21 protein-coding genes are annotated in these 18,257 nt (G+C 70.8%); 10 read left to right on the top strand and 11 right to left on the bottom strand.

Features of this window, described 5'->3' with window-relative positions:
- Positions 1-101 precede the first annotated feature (101 nt).
- From QNO21_RS11340 to QNO21_RS11330, 3 genes are all read left to right on the top strand, one after another.
- Positions 102-491, top strand: a complete 390-nt coding sequence (locus tag QNO21_RS11340) for a nuclear transport factor 2 family protein (protein WP_257518019.1) — start codon at positions 102-104, stop codon at positions 489-491.
- Positions 492-601: 110 nt separating this feature from the next.
- Positions 602-1,081 (top strand): pyridoxamine 5'-phosphate oxidase family protein, encoded by a 480-nt coding sequence (locus QNO21_RS11335; protein WP_257518018.1) that lies wholly within the window; start codon positions 602-604, stop codon positions 1,079-1,081.
- Positions 1,074-1,925, top strand: a complete 852-nt coding sequence (locus QNO21_RS11330) for an SDR family NAD(P)-dependent oxidoreductase (protein ID WP_257518386.1) — start codon at positions 1,074-1,076, stop codon at positions 1,923-1,925. The genes QNO21_RS11335 and QNO21_RS11330 overlap by 8 nt, the downstream gene beginning before the upstream one ends.
- 58 nt (positions 1,926-1,983) lie before the next feature.
- Here QNO21_RS11330 and QNO21_RS11325 read toward each other — a convergent pair whose 3' ends face one another.
- Positions 1,984-2,316, bottom strand: coding sequence for a hypothetical protein (locus QNO21_RS11325; protein ID WP_257518017.1), 333 nt, complete (start codon positions 2,314-2,316; stop codon positions 1,984-1,986).
- Positions 2,317-2,392: 76 nt separating this feature from the next.
- Between QNO21_RS11325 and QNO21_RS11320 the strand changes: the two genes are divergently transcribed.
- The gene (locus QNO21_RS11320) at positions 2,393-2,710 is read left to right on the top strand and encodes a hypothetical protein (protein WP_257518016.1); all 318 of its coding nucleotides are present in this window, start codon (positions 2,393-2,395) and stop codon (positions 2,708-2,710) included.
- Between the two features lie 33 nt (positions 2,711-2,743).
- Here QNO21_RS11320 and msrA read toward each other — a convergent pair whose 3' ends face one another.
- Together msrA and QNO21_RS11310 are read right to left on the bottom strand one after the other, a co-directional pair.
- The gene (gene msrA, locus QNO21_RS11315) at positions 2,744-3,298 is read right to left on the bottom strand and encodes a peptide-methionine (S)-S-oxide reductase MsrA (protein ID WP_257518015.1); all 555 of its coding nucleotides are present in this window, start codon (positions 3,296-3,298) and stop codon (positions 2,744-2,746) included.
- Between the two features lie 35 nt (positions 3,299-3,333).
- A complete protein-coding gene (locus tag QNO21_RS11310) occupies positions 3,334-4,572 on the bottom strand; it encodes a response regulator transcription factor (RefSeq protein ID WP_257518014.1) in 1,239 nt (412 codons plus the stop codon).
- Positions 4,573-4,715: 143 nt separating this feature from the next.
- Here QNO21_RS11310 and QNO21_RS11305 point away from each other — a divergent pair, with 143 nt between their 5' ends.
- The 3 genes from QNO21_RS11305 to QNO21_RS11295 all read left to right on the top strand — a co-directional run bounded on the left by QNO21_RS11305 (position 4,716) and on the right by QNO21_RS11295 (position 7,952).
- Positions 4,716-6,089 (top strand): FAD-binding oxidoreductase, encoded by a 1,374-nt coding sequence (locus QNO21_RS11305; RefSeq protein ID WP_257518013.1) that lies wholly within the window; start codon positions 4,716-4,718, stop codon positions 6,087-6,089.
- Between the two features lie 99 nt (positions 6,090-6,188).
- Positions 6,189-6,572 carry a PPOX class F420-dependent oxidoreductase gene (locus tag QNO21_RS11300; protein ID WP_257518012.1) on the top strand — a complete coding sequence of 128 codons (384 nt, stop codon included), beginning with the start codon at positions 6,189-6,191 and terminating at the stop codon, positions 6,570-6,572.
- A 93-nt stretch (positions 6,573-6,665) separates the two neighbouring features.
- Complete coding sequence (locus QNO21_RS11295; protein WP_257518011.1) at positions 6,666-7,952, top strand: M18 family aminopeptidase; 1,287 nt, start codon at positions 6,666-6,668, stop codon at positions 7,950-7,952.
- 42 nt (positions 7,953-7,994) lie between these two features.
- On the opposite strand, the gene QNO21_RS11290 is transcribed toward QNO21_RS11295, so the two are convergent.
- From QNO21_RS11290 to QNO21_RS11280, 3 genes are read right to left on the bottom strand one after another with little or no spacing between them, the layout of a single operon-like run.
- Entirely contained in the window at positions 7,995-8,528 is a 534-nt protein-coding gene (locus tag QNO21_RS11290) for a GNAT family N-acetyltransferase (RefSeq protein ID WP_257518010.1), read from the bottom strand.
- 30 nt (positions 8,529-8,558) lie between these two features.
- Entirely contained in the window at positions 8,559-9,044 is a 486-nt protein-coding gene (locus QNO21_RS11285) for a tetratricopeptide repeat protein (protein WP_257518009.1), read from the bottom strand.
- A 41-nt stretch (positions 9,045-9,085) separates the two neighbouring features.
- On the bottom strand, positions 9,086-9,694 hold the full coding sequence (locus QNO21_RS11280; RefSeq protein ID WP_257518008.1) for a putative glycolipid-binding domain-containing protein: 609 nt from the start codon (positions 9,692-9,694) through the stop codon (positions 9,086-9,088).
- Between the two features lie 167 nt (positions 9,695-9,861).
- Here QNO21_RS11280 and QNO21_RS11275 point away from each other — a divergent pair, with 167 nt between their 5' ends.
- A complete protein-coding gene (locus QNO21_RS11275) occupies positions 9,862-10,494 on the top strand; it encodes a PadR family transcriptional regulator (RefSeq protein WP_257518007.1) in 633 nt (210 codons plus the stop codon).
- Between the two features lie 26 nt (positions 10,495-10,520).
- A complete protein-coding gene (locus QNO21_RS11270) occupies positions 10,521-12,254 on the top strand; it encodes an ABC1 kinase family protein (RefSeq protein WP_257518006.1) in 1,734 nt (577 codons plus the stop codon).
- A 1-nt stretch (position 12,255) separates the two neighbouring features.
- Here QNO21_RS11270 and QNO21_RS11265 read toward each other — a convergent pair whose 3' ends face one another.
- The 5 genes from QNO21_RS11265 to QNO21_RS11245 form a co-directional block, all read right to left on the bottom strand.
- A complete protein-coding gene (locus QNO21_RS11265) occupies positions 12,256-12,615 on the bottom strand; it encodes a nuclear transport factor 2 family protein (protein WP_257518005.1) in 360 nt (119 codons plus the stop codon).
- 134 nt (positions 12,616-12,749) lie between these two features.
- Positions 12,750-14,102 carry an HNH endonuclease gene (locus QNO21_RS11260; protein ID WP_257518004.1) on the bottom strand — a complete coding sequence of 451 codons (1,353 nt, stop codon included), beginning with the start codon at positions 14,100-14,102 and terminating at the stop codon, positions 12,750-12,752.
- A 114-nt stretch (positions 14,103-14,216) separates the two neighbouring features.
- The gene (locus tag QNO21_RS11255) at positions 14,217-15,143 is read right to left on the bottom strand and encodes a hypothetical protein (protein ID WP_257518003.1); all 927 of its coding nucleotides are present in this window, start codon (positions 15,141-15,143) and stop codon (positions 14,217-14,219) included.
- A 63-nt stretch (positions 15,144-15,206) separates the two neighbouring features.
- A complete protein-coding gene (locus tag QNO21_RS11250) occupies positions 15,207-15,860 on the bottom strand; it encodes a GntR family transcriptional regulator (RefSeq protein ID WP_257514784.1) in 654 nt (217 codons plus the stop codon).
- A 114-nt stretch (positions 15,861-15,974) separates the two neighbouring features.
- Positions 15,975-17,315, bottom strand: a complete 1,341-nt coding sequence (locus QNO21_RS11245; protein ID WP_257518002.1) for an MFS transporter — start codon at positions 17,313-17,315, stop codon at positions 15,975-15,977.
- Between the two features lie 159 nt (positions 17,316-17,474).
- Between QNO21_RS11245 and QNO21_RS11240 the strand changes: the two genes are divergently transcribed.
- Positions 17,475-18,245 carry an SDR family NAD(P)-dependent oxidoreductase gene (locus QNO21_RS11240; RefSeq protein WP_257518001.1) on the top strand — a complete coding sequence of 257 codons (771 nt, stop codon included), beginning with the start codon at positions 17,475-17,477 and terminating at the stop codon, positions 18,243-18,245.
- The last annotated feature ends 12 nt before the right edge of the window (positions 18,246-18,257 follow it).

Raw genomic sequence — 18,257 nt, 5'->3', positions numbered from 1 at the left:
GCGCGCTCCGGTGGTTCATCCGCCCAGGCTAGGAGCGGGAGCAGGTGGCGGAAAGGGTGTCGACCGTTGAGTCCCGGCGGCGGGATGCGCACACTGGCGGCATGGATGTCAACGTCTCGGAACTGCTCCGTCTCGAAAACGCCGGTTGGCAGTCGCTGTGCGACGGCAGCGGCGGCGACTTCTATGGGACGGTGATGACCGACGACGGCCTGATGGTGCTCGCCGACGGCTCGGTGCTCGACCGCGGGCAGGTCATCGCCTCCCTCGCCGACGCGCCGGCATGGTCCGCATACGAGATCACCGACGAACGGCTGATCGAGATCGGTCGGGATGCGGCGGCCTTCGTGTACCGGGGACGCGCCTTCCGCGCCTCGGGCGGGCCGCCGTTCCAAGCCGAGATGTCCAGCGTCTACGTGCGCCAGGACGGGAAGTGGCGGCTCGCGCTGTACCAGCAGACGCCGGTGCCGAGTGAGGACAGCGTCGAGCTGTGAGTCGGCCATGAAGCACGCGCTTCCGGTTGTCAACCGGTTCCGTGGCGGCCTCTGGCGCGATGTGATGGCCGCTTACCGCTTCTTATCGCCAAGACGAAAGGACCGCCCCCATGGCTGACACGAGCGAACTGCAGAAGCTCAATGAGCTGCTCAAGAAGTTCCGCTTCGCGATGGTGACCACCCGCGCCGAGGACGGCACGCTCACCGCGCACCCGCTGACGGTGCAGGAGACCGAGTCCGACGGTGACCTGTGGTTCGTGATCGGCCGTCACGCGTCGGCCGCGCAGCACGTGCTGCGCGACCCGCACGTCGGGGTCTCGTTCAGCTCGAACGACGCATGGTTGTCGCTGGCCGGCACCGCCGAGATCGTCGATGACAACGCCAAGCTCAAGGAACAGTGGAACCCCGCGCTGGAGGCCTGGTTCCCGCAGGGACCCGAAGACCCCGAGATCGTGATGCTGAAGGTCAACGCCGAGAGCGGCGAGTACTGGGACAGCCCGGGCGGCCGGGTCGCGAGCGTGCTGGCCTTCGTCAAGCACAAGGTCACGGGTGAGCGCCTCGAGGGCGAGAACGAGAAGTTCGATCTCTGAATCGGCGCGCGCGGCGGATGGCGGGCCGCGCACAATCGTCATCACCGGTGCCAGCGACGGCATCGGCGCAGCCGCGGCCCGGCAGCTGCAGGCAGCGGGGGAGCGGGTCGTCGTGGTCGGGCGCAACCCCGACAAGACGCGCAAGGTCGCCGAGGAGATCGGGGCCCCCTTCCACCTGGCGGATTTCGCGCACCTCGACCAGGTGCGCGATCTCGCCGCTGCGCTGCGGGAGTCCTACGAGCGCATCGACGTGCTCGCCAACAATGCCGGCGGCATCTTCGGCCCGCGCCAGCTGACCGACGACGGGTTCGAGGTGACGTTCCAGGTGAACCACCTGGCCGGGTTTCTGCTGACGAACCTGCTGCGGGACCGGCTCATCGACTCGGGTGCTGCGGTCATCCAGACCTCCAGCGTGGCCGCGCAGCGGTTCGCGCGGTTCGACATCGACGATCTGCAGGGGCTGCGGCGCTACTCCGCCGGGGCCGCCTACGGCAACGCCAAGCTCGCGAACGTGCTGTTCACGAAGGAGCTGCACCGCCGGTTCTCGGGAGAGGGCTTGCACGCCGTCGCCTTTCACCCCGGTGCCGTGGCGACGAGCTTCGCGGGGGCCTCGGACGGGCCGTGGCGGTTCATGTACACCAACCCGATCACGACGCGGCTGCTCACCACGCCCGACGAGGGCGGGTCGCGGCTGACGTTCCTCGCGGCAGGCGTGCCCGGCATCGACTGGCGACCGGGCGGCTACTACGCGCGCAACAAGCCCGCGCGCACGAACCCGCTCGCTGCGGATCCCGCCCTGGCGCGGATGCTGTGGGAGCGCAGCGCCGAGATGGTCGGGCTCTGACGCAGTGACGGCGGGGCTGAGCGCTCGCCGTGACCGGTCACCTGCGGCGGCGCGGCGCTCAGCGCTCCCCGTCGCGGGCCGGCCGCACCGTCCACCCCACCCGCACGAGGGCGGCGGCCAGCCGGTCGGACTGCACGCGCGCGGCATCCACCGACACGTCCGAGCACACGTCGATCGCCAGGGGCGGCGGGTCGGCGAACTTCGGGATCTGCACCTCTGCCCAGGCGCCGGGCGCGAGGCCTACGCGGGGGAACGCGGTGCCGGCGTGCTCGATCTCGGCGTCGGCGACGTAGGCGATGACCTCGAGCGCCTCGAGTTTGGTGACCGGCATGTCGACCACGAGCGTCACGGCGAACGGGCCGCCGGGGGTGTCGCGGGGCGGGATGGTCACCGTGACATCCTCGTCACCTCGCACCGGGGGCGCCAGCCCCGATGTCGCCGTTGCCGGCGACCCTAGGCTGGCGCGCATGTCCGCACTGAATCTGCTGCGCTCCGCCGCCGGAGCCGCCCTACTCGTCAACGCTGTCCCGCACGGTGTCGCCGGGGTGCAGGGCACGCCCTTCCCCTCGCCGTTCTCCGACCCGCCGGGCGTCGGTCTGTCCTCACCCCCGGTGAACGTCGCCTGGAGTGCCGCGAACCTCTTCGCCGGCCGGCTGCTCATGGCGCGCAGCGGCGGTACCACCGGCGAGCGCGCCGTCGCTGCGCTGACGGCCACCGGGATGGCGCTGATGCTCGCCTCGCACTTCGGGAGGGTGCTGGGAGGGTCCCGCCGCGTGCGCCGGTAGCCGACGCGCGCGGACGGGCTTGGGGGTTGCGGCTCAGCTCACCGCATCCGCGCGCTTGGGTAGCACCCAGCCGGGACGCACGAAGTGGCAGGTGTAGCCGTGGGGGATGCGCACCAGGTAGTCCTGGTGCTCGGGCTCGGCCTCCCAGAACGGACCGGCCGGCTCGATGGTCGTGACGACCTTGGCGGGCCAGATGCCCGAGGCATCCACGTCGGCGATCGTCTCGCGGGCGACGTGCTCCTGCTCGGGGGTGAGCGGGAAGATCGCCGAGCGGTAGCTCGTGCCGATGTCGTTGCCCTGACGGTTGAGGGTCGACGGGTCGTGGATCTGGAAGAAGAACGCCAGGACGTCGCGGTACGTCGTCTGGGTGGGGTCGAAGACGATCTCGACCGCCTCGGCGTGGCCGGGGTGGTTGCGGTACGTGGGGTGGTCGTTCTCGCCGCCGGTGTAGCCGACGCGCGTGCTGATGACGCCGGGCTGGCGGCGGATGAGGTCCTCGACGCCCCAGAAGCAGCCGCCGGCGAGCACGGCGGTCTCGGTGCCGGGCGTGCGGGTGATGGCTCCGGTGTCGGTGGGTCCGCTGGTCATGTGCGTGCTCCTCGTTCGTGTCGGTCTGAAGTATCTCAGCCCGGCGTGTGGTCGCGGGTGGCGCCATCGGTCACGGCGTCATAAGGGGCAACGGATGCCGGGGGCGTTTTGGTCCCGTGAAACTGGGAGCGGGCCGTGAATCGGTCACCCGTCGCGAGCGGGACGGGCGGGGACGCCGGCGGATCCATCGGGCGCGGCAGATGCTGGTCGAACGACACCCGGGAGGCGAGCTCGCCGCGACTCGCCACGCCCACCTTCGCGAAGATCGACTTCAGGTGATCCTGCACCGTGTAGGGCGACACCCGCATCGTCCCCGCGATCGCACGGGTGTCCGCGCCCTGCAGCACCAGCCGGAGCACCTCGCCTTCGCGCGCCGTCAGCCCGTAGGCGGCGCCGACCAGGTCGATGACGTCCTGCGGGTGGGCGTGCTCGATCGTGACGACCACGTCGCCGCTTCGACCCTCGCCCGCCAACGGTGCCGCCTGGAGCAGCAGCCACACCCCGTCGCCACGACGCATCCGAAGGCGTGGCATCCGTTCCGCGTCGCCGCGGGCCACCCGGCGCACCGCCGTCACCAGCGCCTGCACCGATATGCGCGGGTCGCCCAATGCGCTGTCGGCAGCGAGGCGCTGCAGCGCCGCTGCGGCAGCATCGCTGCACTGCACGATGCGGTCGCGTGCGTCGACGACGATGACGGCAGGGCCGACCGATGCGGCCTCGTCGTGCCGTGCGGTGCCGGCGAGAAGCCCCGTGCGGATGCCTCGGGTGAGCGCGGGCGCGAGAGCGGCGAGAAATCCCGTCTCGGCGAGGGTGAAAGGGCGGTCATCGGCGCTGCGGAACAGCGCCAGCCCGCCCCAGGGGCCGGCGCGGTCCGCCAGCACCACGCGTGCCTCGTCGTGGAACCCGAACAGCGGGGTCATCAGCTCGCTCATCCGCGGGGAGCGCTCGATCACCCCTGAGGTCGCCGCGTGCGCGGTCGCCACCACCTCCCCTCGGGCCAGCAGGGCCCGGTAGGCGGTGGGGTCGTCGCGGCCGTACTCGATCTGCGCCCAGTCCCTGTCGCCGTCGTCGCGACCCGCCAGGGCTCCCGTCTTGAGCGCGCCGGCGACCATCGCGGTGGTGGGGTCGATGGTCGACAGGCAGGATGCCGCGAACCCCACCGCCCTGCCGAGCGCGTCGATGGCCTGCGCGGCGAAGGCGGGCAGCGCGAAACCCGCGCGGGACAAGACATCGATCTCGTCGCGGGCACGACGGTACGCAGGCGCAGAGGCCATGCCCCTCAGTGTTCCGCCGCCGCCCGGCCGCCGCCAGACCCCCCACCCTTCTGGGAGTGACAGGCGCGGGCGGGCTCTGCGAGGGTTGCCTTGTTCCCACCGGGCGCGTCGGCGTCCACCCGATCGATCCGAATGCACCCGATATGACTCTTCCCGCCCCTCCCATCGACGGACCCGCCGCAGCCCTGCGCGCTGCGCTCGCGGAGCGTGTCGTGCTCGCCGACGATGTCGAGTACGACACCGCCCGCCTGCCCTGGAACCGCTCGGTCGACCGGCGGCCGCTCGCCGTCGCCCGTCCCGAGAGCGCCGAAGACGTCGTCGGCATCGTGCGCGCCGCCGGGTCGGCGGGACTACGCGTCATGGCACAGTCCACGGGGCATGCGGCGGGGGCGCTGCGTGGGGCCGACCTATCGGACACCGTCATCGTCGATCTCTCCCGGCTGCGCGGGGTGAGCGTCGACCCCGACGCACGGTCGGCCCGCGTGCTCGGCGGCTCGACGTGGGACGACGCGCTGGCCGCCGCTGCGCCGCACGGGCTGACGGCGCTGCACGGCAGCGCCGGTGACGTGTCGGTGGTGGGCTATGCGCTCAACGGCGGGGTGTCCTTCTATGCCCGCGCCCACGGATTGGCCGTGGGAAGTGTGACGGAGGCGCAGGTGGTGACCGCCGACGGTGCGCTCGTGCGAGCAGCCGCCGACGAGAACCCCGATCTGTTCTGGGCGCTGCGCGGCGGTGCCGGGGCGATCGGCATCGTCGTGTCGGTGCGTCTGTCGCTGCTGCCGTACGCCGACGTGTTCGCCGGAATGCTGCTGTGGGACGCCACGCGCACGGCCGAGGTCGCCCACGCGTGGGCGCGATGGACGGCGACGGCACCGGAATCCGCGACGACGGCGCTGCGGGTGCTGCACCTGCCGCCCCTGCCCGAGTTGCCTCCGTTCCTCAGCGGGCGCTCGGTGGTCGTGATCGACGGGGCGATCCTCGAGACGGATGCCGCGGCATCCGCGCTGCTGGACCCGCTGCGGGCGCTCGCTCCCGAGATCGACACGTTCGCGCGCATCCCGGCGCCGGCGCTCATCGGCGTGCACATGGACCCGCCCGAGCCCACCCCGTCGGTGTCGGCCGCGACGATGCTGGCGGACCTGCCTGGCGAGGCCGTCGACGCGTTCGTCGCGGCGAGCGGGACGCCGGGGATCTTCATCATGGAGCTGCGCCATCTGGGGGGAGCGGCAGCGCGGCCGGCCGACGGGGGCGGTGCCGTCTCGGCAGTGGCGGGGGAGTATGTGGCCCATGCCATCGCCGTGGCGCCGGTGCCCGAGGCGGTGCCGGGGGCGGAGGACGCCGTCCGCGCCGGCATGGCGCAGCTGGAGCCCTGGCGGTCGACGGGCGTGGCGCTCACCTTCGTGGATGAGCCGGGGACCGACCGGGCGCCGGCCTTCGGCGACGGACTCGTCCGACTGCGGGAACTGAAGCGGGCCTTCGACCCGAAGGGGATGCTGCTGGGGGCGCATCCGATCTGATCGCCCTGCTGGTTCTCGTGGGGGCGGGCTGGGGGACGGGCGGAGGTGCGGGCCGGAGGGTGGCCCCGGCTCCGTCCGGCGTCGGGGGACAATGGACCCATGTCCCCTGCGCTGAGCGAGATCGCCGACTCCGAGTACGTGCTGCTGACGACCTTCCGCAAGACCGGGGTCGCCGTGAGCACGCCGGTGTGGGCGGCACCCGACGGGGACGAGCTGCTTGTGACGACGGGTGGCGCATCGGGCAAGGTCAAGCGACTTCGTCACACCGAGCGCGTCACGCTGACGCCCTGCGACGTGCGCGGCAATGTAACCGACGGCGCGGCGACCATCGAGGCCACCGCGACCGTGCACGACGACGAGGCGACCATGGCGCGCCTCGACCGGGCGCTCAACGCCAAGTACGGCATCAAGTACAAGATGATCCGCGCCGGTCAGAAGCTGCGCCGCGGTCAAAGCGATTCCGTCGCGCTCGTCATCCGCTGACAGTCCCGCCGGCGCCGCCGCCGACCGCCACCACGCCGGCGATATCCCGCGAACTACGATCGAAGCACCGCCCGCCATCTGAGGAGTCCCGCCGTGCCCGCAGCCGCTGACGCACTCGCCCACGCCGACGACCTCGCCGCGTTCGTCGCGGCGTCGCCGTCGAGCTTCCATGCCGCGACGGAAGTGGTCGAGCGCCTCGTGGATGCCGGCTTCACCCGGCTCGATGAAACCGAGGCGTGGCCGGATGCCGCCGGCGGTCGCTTCCTGGTCGTGCGCGACGGTGCCGTGATCGCGTGGGTCGTCCCCACGAGCGCGACGGCGCAGACGCCGGTGCGCGTCTTCGGGGCGCACAGCGATTCCCCCGCGTTCAAGCTCAAGCCGCAGCCGACGACCGGGTCGCTCGGCTGGCTGCAGGCGGGCGTTGAGGTCTACGGTGGCCCGCTGCTGAACTCGTGGCTCGACCGCGAGCTGCGCCTGGCCGGCCGGCTCGTGCTCGACGACGGCACGTCGGTGCTGACGGCGACGGGTGCGCTCCTGCGCCTGCCGCAGCTGGCGATCCACCTCGACCGCGAGGCCAACGACCACCTGGCGCTGGACAAGCAGACGCAGACACAGCCGGTGTGGGGCCTGGGCGAGGCGGACTCGGCCGACCTGCTGGGTGAACTCGCGCGCGAGGCGGGGGTGGATGCCGCCCGCATCCGCGGCTACGACATCGTCACCGCCGACGCCGCCCGCGGCCAGGTGTTCGGCCGCGACGACGTGTTCTTCGCCTCCGGGCGGCTGGACGATCTGGCATCCGTCCACGCCGGCGTCGTCGCGTTGGAGCGCGCGGCAGACGGCTTCGACGCCGACCACATCGCGATGCTCGCCGTGTTCGACCACGAGGAGGTCGGGTCGGGCACGCGGTCGGGTGCGGCAGGACCCTTCCTCTCCGACGTGCTGGAGCGGGTGTGGCTCGGGCTCGGCGCCGACCGCGAGGCCCAGCTGCGTGCGATGGCCGCCAGCTGGTGCGTCTCGAGCGATGTGGGGCACGCCGTGCACCCGAACTACCCGCAGAAGCACGACCCGGTGGTGCGTCCCAAGTTGGGACAGGGCCCCATCCTCAAGATCAACGCGAACCAGCGGTACGCGACGGATGCCGTGGGAGCCGCGGCCTGGAACGGCTGGTGCGCCGACGCCGGGGTGGCGTCGCAGGAGTTCGTCTCGAACAACGCGGTGCCGTGCGGCTCGACGATCGGTCCCATCACCGCGACCCGGCTCGGGATGCGCACGGTGGATGTCGGCATCCCCATTTTGTCGATGCACTCCGCGCGGGAGCTCGCGGGCGTCAGCGACCTGTGGGATCTGCAGCGCGTGGCCGAGGTCTTCTTCCGCGGCTGACGCGATGCGCCGGGCGCCGGTGCCGCGTGTGTCAGAGCGGCCTCAGGCGCGGGGGAGCGGGGCGACGTCGGGAGTCGGATCGGTCGCGAGACGGGCGTGCAGCTCGACGTCGAAGCGTTCCTCGCCGTAGCGGAGCTTGGCTCGCTCGAGGCCTTCGCGTGCGAATCCCGCGCGCGTGGCGACCCTGCACGAGGCGGGGTTGTTGACGCGGTGGCCGAGCTCGAGCCGGAAGAGCCCGGCGTCTGCGAACGCCCAATCCGACGCGGCCGCGAGCGCGCGGGTGGCAAGGCCGCGGCCGCGGGCGGCGGATGCCAGCCAGTACGACACCCACGCGGTGTCATGGCGCCGGTCGATGTGGGTCAGGGCGACGCTGCCGACCGGGACACCTTCGTCGACGATCACCCAGACACGCTGGGCGGAGTCCGAATGCAGCGATCGGGCGATGAACGCACGTGCATCGTCGGGGGATGCCAGCTCCTCCACCGGCAGCTGGGTGACGAGGTCGGGCGTCGAGGCCACCGCGTCGACCAGCGCGGGCGCGTCGACCGCGGTCCAGGCGCGCAGCAGGGTGGTCATGCGATCAGCGTAGGGGTGTGCGACGCCGGGTCAGGAGCCGGTGAGGGCGGCCGCGTAGGCGCGGATCGACCGGTTGTAGCGGGGGAGTGTCGGCTCGACCGCTTCGATCGCGACGCGGAGGGCTTCGTCGTGGCGGCCCGCACTGTGCAGGGCGAGGGCGAGGAACACCGCAGGCGCCGACCCCACCGACGCGTGCGACGGGGCATCTTGCAGCATCGTGATGGCCTCGTCGATGCGGCCGAGGTTGCGCAGCGTCGAGGCGTGCTGCACCGCGAGCCGTGCGGCGCGGGCGGGATCGGCGTCGGCCAGGGCCGCCGCTGTGGCGGCGGCGTACTGCTCGTCGGCATCCGCTTCCTCACCGGCGGAATCCAGCGCGCCGCCGAGCTCGAAAGCTCCCAGCGACGGATGAGGTGCGGCGGATGCCAGCACGCGCATGCGGTCCACGCGCTCGCGGTCGTCGATCGTGTCGTCCGCCCACAGAGCGGCGACCTGCTCTTCCCATTCGGCGGGGTCCATCCCGCCAGCGTATTCCGCGGTGGAGTGACGCTCGAAACCCGTTACGCGTCGGTGTAGAAGCGCCAGGCCAGCCCGGGGTAGTCGACGACCATGCCGTTGTGGTCCACCGAGAGGTCGGAAGAGAAACTGCGGTCGCTGTTGGCATACGTGACCGTGCGGCGGCCGTCGGTCTCGCGGGAACTGTAGGTCTGCTCGCTGCGGCTGACCTGCAGCGAGGGTACGTCGACCATCGCCATCGAGAGGGCGGTTTCGTCGCGGTCCCTGCGGTGCAGGTCGAGGCGCCGGATGGGCATGGCGTTGGTCACGGGGCAGAGGCCCAGGTCGCAATCCACTGCGCCGCTCAAATCGACGTCGTCAGCCATCCCCGGGTCGGGCAGGTCCACGGTGCCGGTGTGGGTCCCCGTTGCGCGCCAGTCGCCGTCGCGGCTGCGGCGAAGGTCCAAGGAGCGCGACCAGCCCTTGCCGAGCGAGCGGACCCGCAGGTGGTCGGTGAGCCAGCCGTCGCCGACGTCGAGCGTCCAGGACATCGTGTATCCCCGGGTCACCGAAGACCCGTGGGCCTGCATCCCCTGATCCCGGAACCGCACGTAAGCGGTGTCGACCCTCGACGGGTCGTCTTCGCCCCGCCACTGGTATCGCTCGCTCTTCATTCTTCGTGTCTACCCCTGCCCCTCGGCGGAGGCAATGGGCTTGACCGAGCACGCCGCCCACCAGGCATCCTGCCCCGCGCGGGCGACACGGATCCCCCTGTTGCAATCCCTCTGAGCGATATATCGTCAAGTATCGGTGAGACTCACCGACTTTTGAGGGGGACACCATGAGCGGTTCATTCGGCACAGGCGGATTCGGCGGCGGCCCGAGCAGCGGCGGTCGCGGCGGCGGCTTCGGTGCAGGGCCGGGCGGCTTCGGCGCGGGCTCGCACGGCTTCGGCATCGGTGACCTCGGTCAGGGGATGTGGGATGCCGTCGATCAGCTGCGTCGCGCCTTCGAGCCTCGACCCAGCGGCGGCAGCCGGATGGGACGCGGCGACGTGCGCGTGGCGGTGTTGACGCTTCTCGCGGAGCGGCCCATGCACGGCTACCAGATCATCCAGGAGATCGAGGACCGCAGCGGCGGGTCGTGGAAGCCGAGCGCCGGCAGCGTCTACCCGACGCTGCAGCTGCTCGCCGACGAGGGTCTGATCACCGCTGAAGAGGCCAACGGTCGCAAGACCTACGCCCTCACCGAGGCGGGCCACATCGAGGCGGATGCCGTCGCCGGCAAGTCCGCGCCCTGGGAGGGGCAGTCCAAGGAGAATGCCCGCATGACGGCGCTGCCGAAGGCGGGCATGGAGCTGGCGCAGGCAGCGACGCAGGTGGGTCGCTCGGGCACGCCCGAGCAGGTGCAGGAGGCCGTCGAGATCCTCAACGACGCACGGCGTCGCCTGTACGCCCTTCTCGCGCAGAGCTGACCCGCGTGACGGGGGAGCGTCGGGGCTTGCGTGGGAGCATCCCCGGCGTCGGCGACACCCGCGCCCGGTACCGGCGCATTCTGCGCTTCGCCGCGCGCTACCTCGTGCAGTCGTGGTGGTTCGAACTCTTCCTGCCGCGCTTCGGCCTCGGGCGTTTCGTCGCCCGGGGTCGTGCGGCGCGCATGACGCGCATCGCCCAGCGCTTCCACGTGCTGGCGGTCGACCTCGGCGGGCTCATGATCAAGGTGGGGCAGTTCATGTCGTCGCGCCTGGACGTGCTGCCACCGGAGATCACGAAGGAGCTCGAGGGTCTGCAGGACGAGGTGCCGCCGGTGCCGTTTCCCGCCATTCGGGCGGCCGCCGAGGCCGAGCTCGGGATGCCGCTGGATCTCGCCTACGCCTGGTTCGACGAGGTGCCTGTCGCTGCGGCATCGCTCGGTCAGGCCCATCGCGCGCGCCTTGCGGCTCTGGACGAGGAGATCAGCGGGTTCGACGAGGTCGTGGTGAAGGTGCAGCGGCCCGGCATCCAGGAGATCGTCGACGTCGACCTCGCGGCGCTTCGTCGGGTGGGGCGCTGGCTCAGCCGGGTGCAGGTCGTGGCGCAGCGCGTGGACATGCCCGCGCTCGTCGAGGAGTTCGCCACCACGAGCATGGCCGAGATCGACTACCTGCTCGAGGCGGGGAACGCCGAGCGGTTCGCCGAGAACGCGGCGGGCGACGCGCGCGTGTCGGTGCCCGAGGTGGTGTGGGAACGGACGACCCGACGCGTGCTGACCCTCTCGGATGTCACCGCGATCAAGATCAACGACGTCGACGCGCTGCGGGCGGCGGGCATCGACCCGTCGGAGGTGGCGCGCACCTTCGCGTCGGTGATGTTCGAGCAGCTGTTCGGTGACGGGTTCTTCCACGCGGATCCTCACCCGGGCAACATCTTCGTCACGCCGCTGGGTTCCGCTGGGGTTGGGCCGGGCGGCGGGCCGAACGCCGCTCCCGCGCCATCATGGCAGCTGACGTTCATCGACTTCGGGATGATGGGCGAGGTCACTCCCAAGCTGCGGCGAGGGCTGCGAAAGCTCGTGATCGCGGTGGCGTCGCAGGACGGCAAGGGGCTCGTCGACAGCATCGGCGACGTGGGCGTGCTGCTGCCGTCGGCCGACACCCGGGAGCTGGAGCGGGCGATGACGCAGCTCTTCGCCCGGTTCGGGGGGATGGGGTTCGCCGAGCTGCAGCAGGTGGACCCGAAGGAGTTCCGCGACTTCGCGGTGGAGTTCGGCGACGTCGTTCGCGACATGCCGTTCCAGCTGCCGGAGAACTTTCTGCTCATCATCCGAGCGATGTCGCTCGTGTCGGGGGTGTGCAGCGCGCTCGAGCCCGGGTTCAACATGTGGGAGGCCATCGAGCCGTATGCCGGGCAGTTGATGCGCGACGAGCGGGGCAACGTCGTGCAGGATGCCGCGCGGCAGGCGCTGAGCAACGCGGCCGTCGCGGCGGCGCTGCCACGACGGCTGGACGGCTTCCTCGATCGCATCGAGGACGGCCGCATCGCCGTGCAGACGCCGCGGCTGGATCGCCGGCTGGCCCGGCTGGAGCGGGCCGCGCGCCGGATCGTGTCGGCGATCCTCTTCGGGGGCCTCTTGGTGGGTGGCGCGCTGCTGCGCTCGACCGACGAGGTGTTCGGCGCGGTGCTGATGGCGGTCTCGGTGCTGCCGCTGCTTCACGCGGTGTTCGCGGGGATGGTGGGTCCGCGCGGACCCGCGTGAGTCAGGCCGAGTCGGGCTCGGAACGCGCGCTGCACCATTCGACGAACTTCTTCGCCCGTCCGTCAGGGGCGAAGTGCACCTCCCAGAGGTTCACGTAGTCGGTGCCGCCTGGGTAGTCGATCGTGCCGGTGACGATGCCGACATCGTCGTTCTCGACCAGCACGTCGAGTTGATGCTGTGGGTCAGCGCCTTCGGACTCCGGCCAGGCCGCGAGGATCGCGTCGATCCCGCGCGCCGGGTCGGGGTCGTCGGGGCGGAACCAGTACTCGGCGTCATCGGTGAAGATGGCGCGGACATCGTCGGGGTTCTCGGTCTGCCAGGCGGTGATGTATCCGTCCAGCCATTCGCGTGTTCTGCTCATGCGGATGGTCTACTCCGGGGTGCGGACAGCGTGCGGCGGGGTTGACGGGCCGTCGGGGCTGTGCGCCTCCCAACGGGGTGGGTAATCCACCACGGAGCTCAGGGAGGAGGGATGACACCAGTGCGGCTGCGACCTCAGAACGGCGGGGAGTCGAACTCGTCGGGTTCGGTCGCGAACGCGACTTCGCTCACCGGGCGGTCGATGTAGACCCGGCCCGTGGGCGAGGTCCATTTCAGCACCCCGCCACCGAGCTGTTCCACGCGCCAGGTCGAGTGGTGTTTTGCGGTGTGATGTCGCTCGCAGAAGTGAGCGAGGTTGCAGACGGCGGTCGGCCCGCCCCGCGCGTGGTCGATCGTGTGATCGATGTCGCACAGCCGAGCCGGCACCCGGCAGGCGATGAATCGGCAGTGCTGATCGCGGGTGCGCAGGTAGCGGCGCATCTCTTCGGAGGGGCGGTAGCGGTCAACGGCGAGGACCGCCCCCGAGATCGGGTGGGTGAGGATGCGGTCCCACCCGGGTGCGCCGGCCGCGAGGGTGCGTGCCGTCGCGGCGTCGATGGGGCCGTGCCCGACGAGGGTGGTGGATTCGAAGGGATCGGCCACGTGGTCGCCGATGAGCGTGAGGACCGGCACCGTGACCTGCACGTTCGCGCGGATCGAATCCAGCCCGCCGGGGATCGCGACCGACGACGGCGCGCCGGTGAGTAGCAGGTCGCTCAGCGCGTCGGCGCGCAGTTCGTTCAGCGTGCGGGTGTCGGGGGTGGCATCCGCCTGTACCGCATCGGCCGGGATGAGAGCGTCGTCATCGCCGCCCGAAGCGCGTGTCGTCTGGGCGATGCGCGCGATCTGCGAGATGCGGTCGTACGCGCCGTGAGCGAGCGCAGCGGGCAAGACCGCGACGAGTTCGGACATGCCGTCGTCGAGGTCGGTGATGGAGACGCTGCGCCGCAACCGCGCCTGGTTGTGGCGCTCGTCGACGGTGGTCTCGGAGAACCAGTGGGCGCGGAGCCGCGCGATCGGCGCCACCCGCGTCGCCGCTTCGGATTCGGCGTAGGGCAGGATGGCGGCTTCGTATTCGGCGCGCAGTTCAGGACGTGTGATGATCGCGCCGTTGCTGACGATGACGCGCACGTGGGCGCTGGAGATTCGGCCCGTTTCGAGTGAGGCGAGGGTGGCCGGGTAGTCGTTGACGAGGGTGGAGGCGTCGCCCATCTGCCGCTGCACGGTGCGGTCGCTGACCCGCCAGGCGGCGGCGATCTCGGATGCCGCGATGCGGTGCGGCATCTCGGCTTCGGAGCGGTGCTGCAGTCCGGCATCCGTCACCCAGTCGTCGACGATGGCGTCGGTCTCGGCGAGCAGCCGAGCCTCATGAGCCTGCAGGCGCGCCATCTGCTCGCGCACCCCGATCAGGTCGGGAAGCACCTCGCCGAGCCGGTCGACAGCGCGCGCCGCGGCCTCGTCGGCGGGGAGGTAGCTGGTCTTCGGCATGCACCCATTTTCGCGCGAACCTCGGACATTTGTTCGAGTATCCGGGCGGTTGTGGATAACTTCCGGGCGACGGGGGTCGCGGCAACCCACGCTCGCCGCCCGCCTGGGAGAGGGTCAGGCGACGGCGGCGCGCCGGCGGCCCAGGAGAGCGCGGACGGCCAGACCGATCGCGGCCACGACGATTGCGGTGAGGATCGGCGGCAACGCCAGCGCTGGCTCGAACAGGGCCATGCGGAACACGCCGAGCCCGTAGTCGAGCATGTCGGCGGGGCTCTCGGCCAGTACGCGTGAGCCGACCGCGTTGGTCAGACCCGTGATGAAAGCCGGCGTCATCCAGACGGCGACAACGGCCGCGATGGCCGCGATGACCCTCCCCGCCGTGTCGACGCCCGTCCACGCGATCGCCGCGCCCACCAGCACCGGAGGCACCCACTGCACCAGCCACATGGCGGCGGGCAGCGTCGCGGGAGGCGAGCCGAAAGGCACGATGATCGAGGACAGCCATCCGCTGGTGACGGCCGAGCCGACCGCGAGACCGAGCAGTGCGCCGGCGCGCGGCGCGGTCGCGATGAGGGTCGTGACGGCCAGCCCGAGGGCGACCGTGAGCACGCAGCCGAGGCTCAGGCCGACCACGTAGATCGTCGACTCGGTGCGCTCCTGCAAGGTGTCGGCGACCGTGACGGCGGTCTGCGCAACGGCAGCCAGCTGGAGAAGGCCGACGGCGGCGAGCAGCAGGGCCGTTCCCGACCGTCTCGAGCGGGCGCCGAGCGCGCGGCCTGCGATGCCGGCGAGAGCAGCGCCGACGACGATCACCGACAAGATCAGGCCCACCGAGTACTGGCTGAACGGCAGCAGCACGATCGGCGGGACCGTCGGTGTGAACGCCCACAGGTTCTGGATCGGCATGCGGGCGCCGGTGAGGAGCCACGGGAGCAGTCCGACCAGCACGGCAGTCGCCCCGGTCACAGGGAAGAGCCAGAGCGGGCGGGTGCGCGGCAACATCCGATCCACCGGCGCGGACGTGACAGCCTCGGCACTCATGGCTCCCCCTCGGCCGGGCTCGACGTGGACCGGCGGCGCCAGCCTAGGGGCGGGGCGGCGGGATCAGGAGATCAACACGTGCGCCGCGGCGTCCATGTGCTCGCGCACGGCAGCGGCAGCGGCATCCGGGTCGCCGGTCGCGATGGCGTCGACGAGCGCCAGGTGGCGTGCGACGTTCATGTTCTCGATCGCCCGATCGAGACCGGAGTGAGTGATCGACATCTGGATGGAGCCTTCGAGAGCCGTCCAGGCGCGCACGAGCGTTTCGTTGCCCGTGAGTCGGCACATCTCCAGGTGGAAGTCGAGGTCGGCGCGCATGCGGTGCTCGAGGGATTCGGGGACCCCCGCCATTCTGTTCGCCATCTCCGTCAGACGGGCGACGGGTTCTTCTCGGTCCGCCCGGACGGCGAGGGTGCGGGCGGCGAGCGCTTCGAGCGCCGCACGCACCTGGAACAGGTCGCGCAGTTCCTGCTCGCTCATCTGCCGCACCATCAGGCGGCCCCGGCCGCCTTCGGTCAGCAGGCCTTCGAGCTGCAGGGTACGCATCGCCTCGCGCAGCGTGCCGCGGCTGATCTGCAGCCGGCCGGCCATCTCGATCTCGGAGACGTGGGAGCCCTGCGCAAGCTCGCCCGACGCGATCGCGTGCCGCAGCGCTTCGACGGCTTGCATCCGCAGCGTGGTGCGCTGCAGGCCGAGGAGGGAGGGGCTCTCCGCCACGTGATGACCTACAATCCGATTGTCGACAATGTCCGATATCAGCAGTCTATGGGCTGCCCGCGCCTCGCCGGCGAGGCCGTCGCCCCGGGCTGGTGCCCGGCGCGACGGGCACGGCTATCGTGCGGCCACCGCCGGCGCGGTCTCTCGGCTCGCCCGCTCTGCGAACGCCCGCTGCTGCGGTGTCCACGTCTCCTTCGTGAGGAGTGCTGAGATGAGGCCGATCAGCGCGTAGAAGGAGAAGAGGGATGCCGGGCCGATCCAGCCGAAGGACGTGAACAGCAGCGTGGTCACGAACGGGGTGAACCCCGAGACCATCGCGGAGATCTGATAGGCCAGGGACGCGCCCGATGTGCGGGTGTTCGCCGTGAAGAGCTCCGGGAACCAGGCGCCCTGGGCACCCGCCAGCGCGTTTTGGAACACCGTGTACGACAGCACGATCACGATGACCACCATCGGGTAGACGGCGGTGTTGACGCCCAGGAACATCAGGTAGCCCCAGACCACGCCCAGTGCGCAGACGACGATGTAGAGGGGTCGGCGCCCGATGCGGTCGGTGAGCTTCGCCCAGCCCCACATGGCGAAGATGCCGATGCCTGCGGCGATGCACAGCGCGGTGAGCGTCTGCCAGCTTTCGGTGATCTGGTTGGCGTTGAGGTAGGAGATGAGGTAGGTCACCGACACCGCGTAGCCCGCGGTCTCGGCAACGCGCAGGCCGATTCCTCGGAGGATGTTCGCCCAGTCGTTCCTGATCACGGTCAGGAGCGGGAACTTCAGCACCTCTCCGGTCTTCTTCACGTCTTCGAAAACCGGGGACTCCGGCACCTTCGACCGGATGACGAGGCCGACGGCGACGAGCACGATGCTCGCCAGGAAGGGCACGCGCCAGGCCCAGTCGCCCGGCAGGTGCACCGTCACCAGGAAGACGAGGTTCGCCAGCAGCAGCCCGACGGGGAACCCCGATTGCACGATCCCGGTGAACGATCCCTTCTTCCTCCACGGCGCATGCTCGTAGGTCATGAGGATGGCCCCGCCCCACTCGGCGCCGAAGGCGAGTCCCTGGATGACACGCACGATCACGAGCAGGATCGGCGCGACGATTCCGGCCGTGGCGTACGTGGGCAGCAGGCCGATGACGAACGTCGCGACACCCATGAGGATGAGCGAGGCGACCAGCACGGGCTTGCGCCCGACCCGATCGCCCAGGTGTCCGCCGATGATGCCGCCCAGGGGCCGCGCGGCGAAGCCGACGCCGAGGGTGGCGAAGGACAGCAGCGTGCCGGTCACCGGGTCGTTTCCCGGGAAGAACGCCGTGCCGAAGTAGAGCGCAGCGGCCGTGCCGAACCCGATGAAGTCGTAGGTCTCGATGACCGCGCCCACGCCGGATCCGACGGCGACCTTCTTGACTGATTCCGTGCCGTTCACGGGCCCGCGCATGCGGGTGACGTCGTCGGTCATCTCGATCCCTCTCTCACGCCATTGTGTGTACCGCGGTGATGCGGTGCACGGCCAGTATGCGAGCACCTTCCCGTCATTGTCAACAGTCGGACAGTTGTACTGTCGGCGGTACTGTGTTTCCATGGACCCACCGCGATGTCGCGGGAAAGGACGGGGAACATGACCAGCAGACGTACTGCGGTGATCACGGGGGCCGCAGCGGATCGGGGGATCGGTCGGGCCGTGGCCCGGGCATATGCGGATGCCGGCTGGGCGGTCGCCCTGCTCGACCTCAACGGCGAACTTGCCGCAGAGGTCGCCGAGTCGATCGGCATCGACATCGGGGTGCCGGCATTCGGTGGGACCATCGACGTCGCCGACGAGGCATCGGTCGCCCGCGCCCACGCCGCCGTCTCCGGGCAGGTCGCAGCGGGGGTGCTGCCTCCGGTAGGCGCTCTGGCGAACATCGCCGGCATCACTTCGCCGGTGCCCTTCCTCGAGACGACGCTTCAGCTGTGGAACACCGTCATGGCGGTCAACGCCACCGGCACCTACCTCGTGACCAAGGCGTTTCTGCCCGGCATGCTCGAGCAGGGCTTCGGACGGATCGTCAACATGTCGTCGGTATCGGCCCAGCGTGGTGGCGGTGTCTTCGGCAAAGTGCCGTACTCGGCGGCCAAGGCCGCGATCCTCGGCTTCACCAAGGCACTCGCCCGCGAGATCGGGCCAAGCGGCGTGACGGTCAACGCGGTGGCCCCGGGCGCCGTCGACACCAACATCCGCGTCGGCAGCTCGTCGGAGCAGGAAGCGGCGATCGCGCGGGGCATCCCGGTCGGTCGCACCGCGACCCCTGAGGAGGTCGCCGCCATCTTCGTCTTCCTCTCCAGCGACGCCGCCGGATACCTGCAGGGAACCACCATCGACATCAACGGCGGCTCGCACCTTCACTGAGCCGCTGCCGCA

Origin of the sequence: Microbacterium sp. zg-Y818 (genome assembly GCF_030246905.1) — a bacterium.
Lineage (GTDB): Bacteria > Actinomycetota > Actinomycetes > Actinomycetales > Microbacteriaceae > Microbacterium.
Note: the sequence above shows the minus strand (reverse complement) of the source record. Positions and strands in the feature narration are given on the sequence as shown.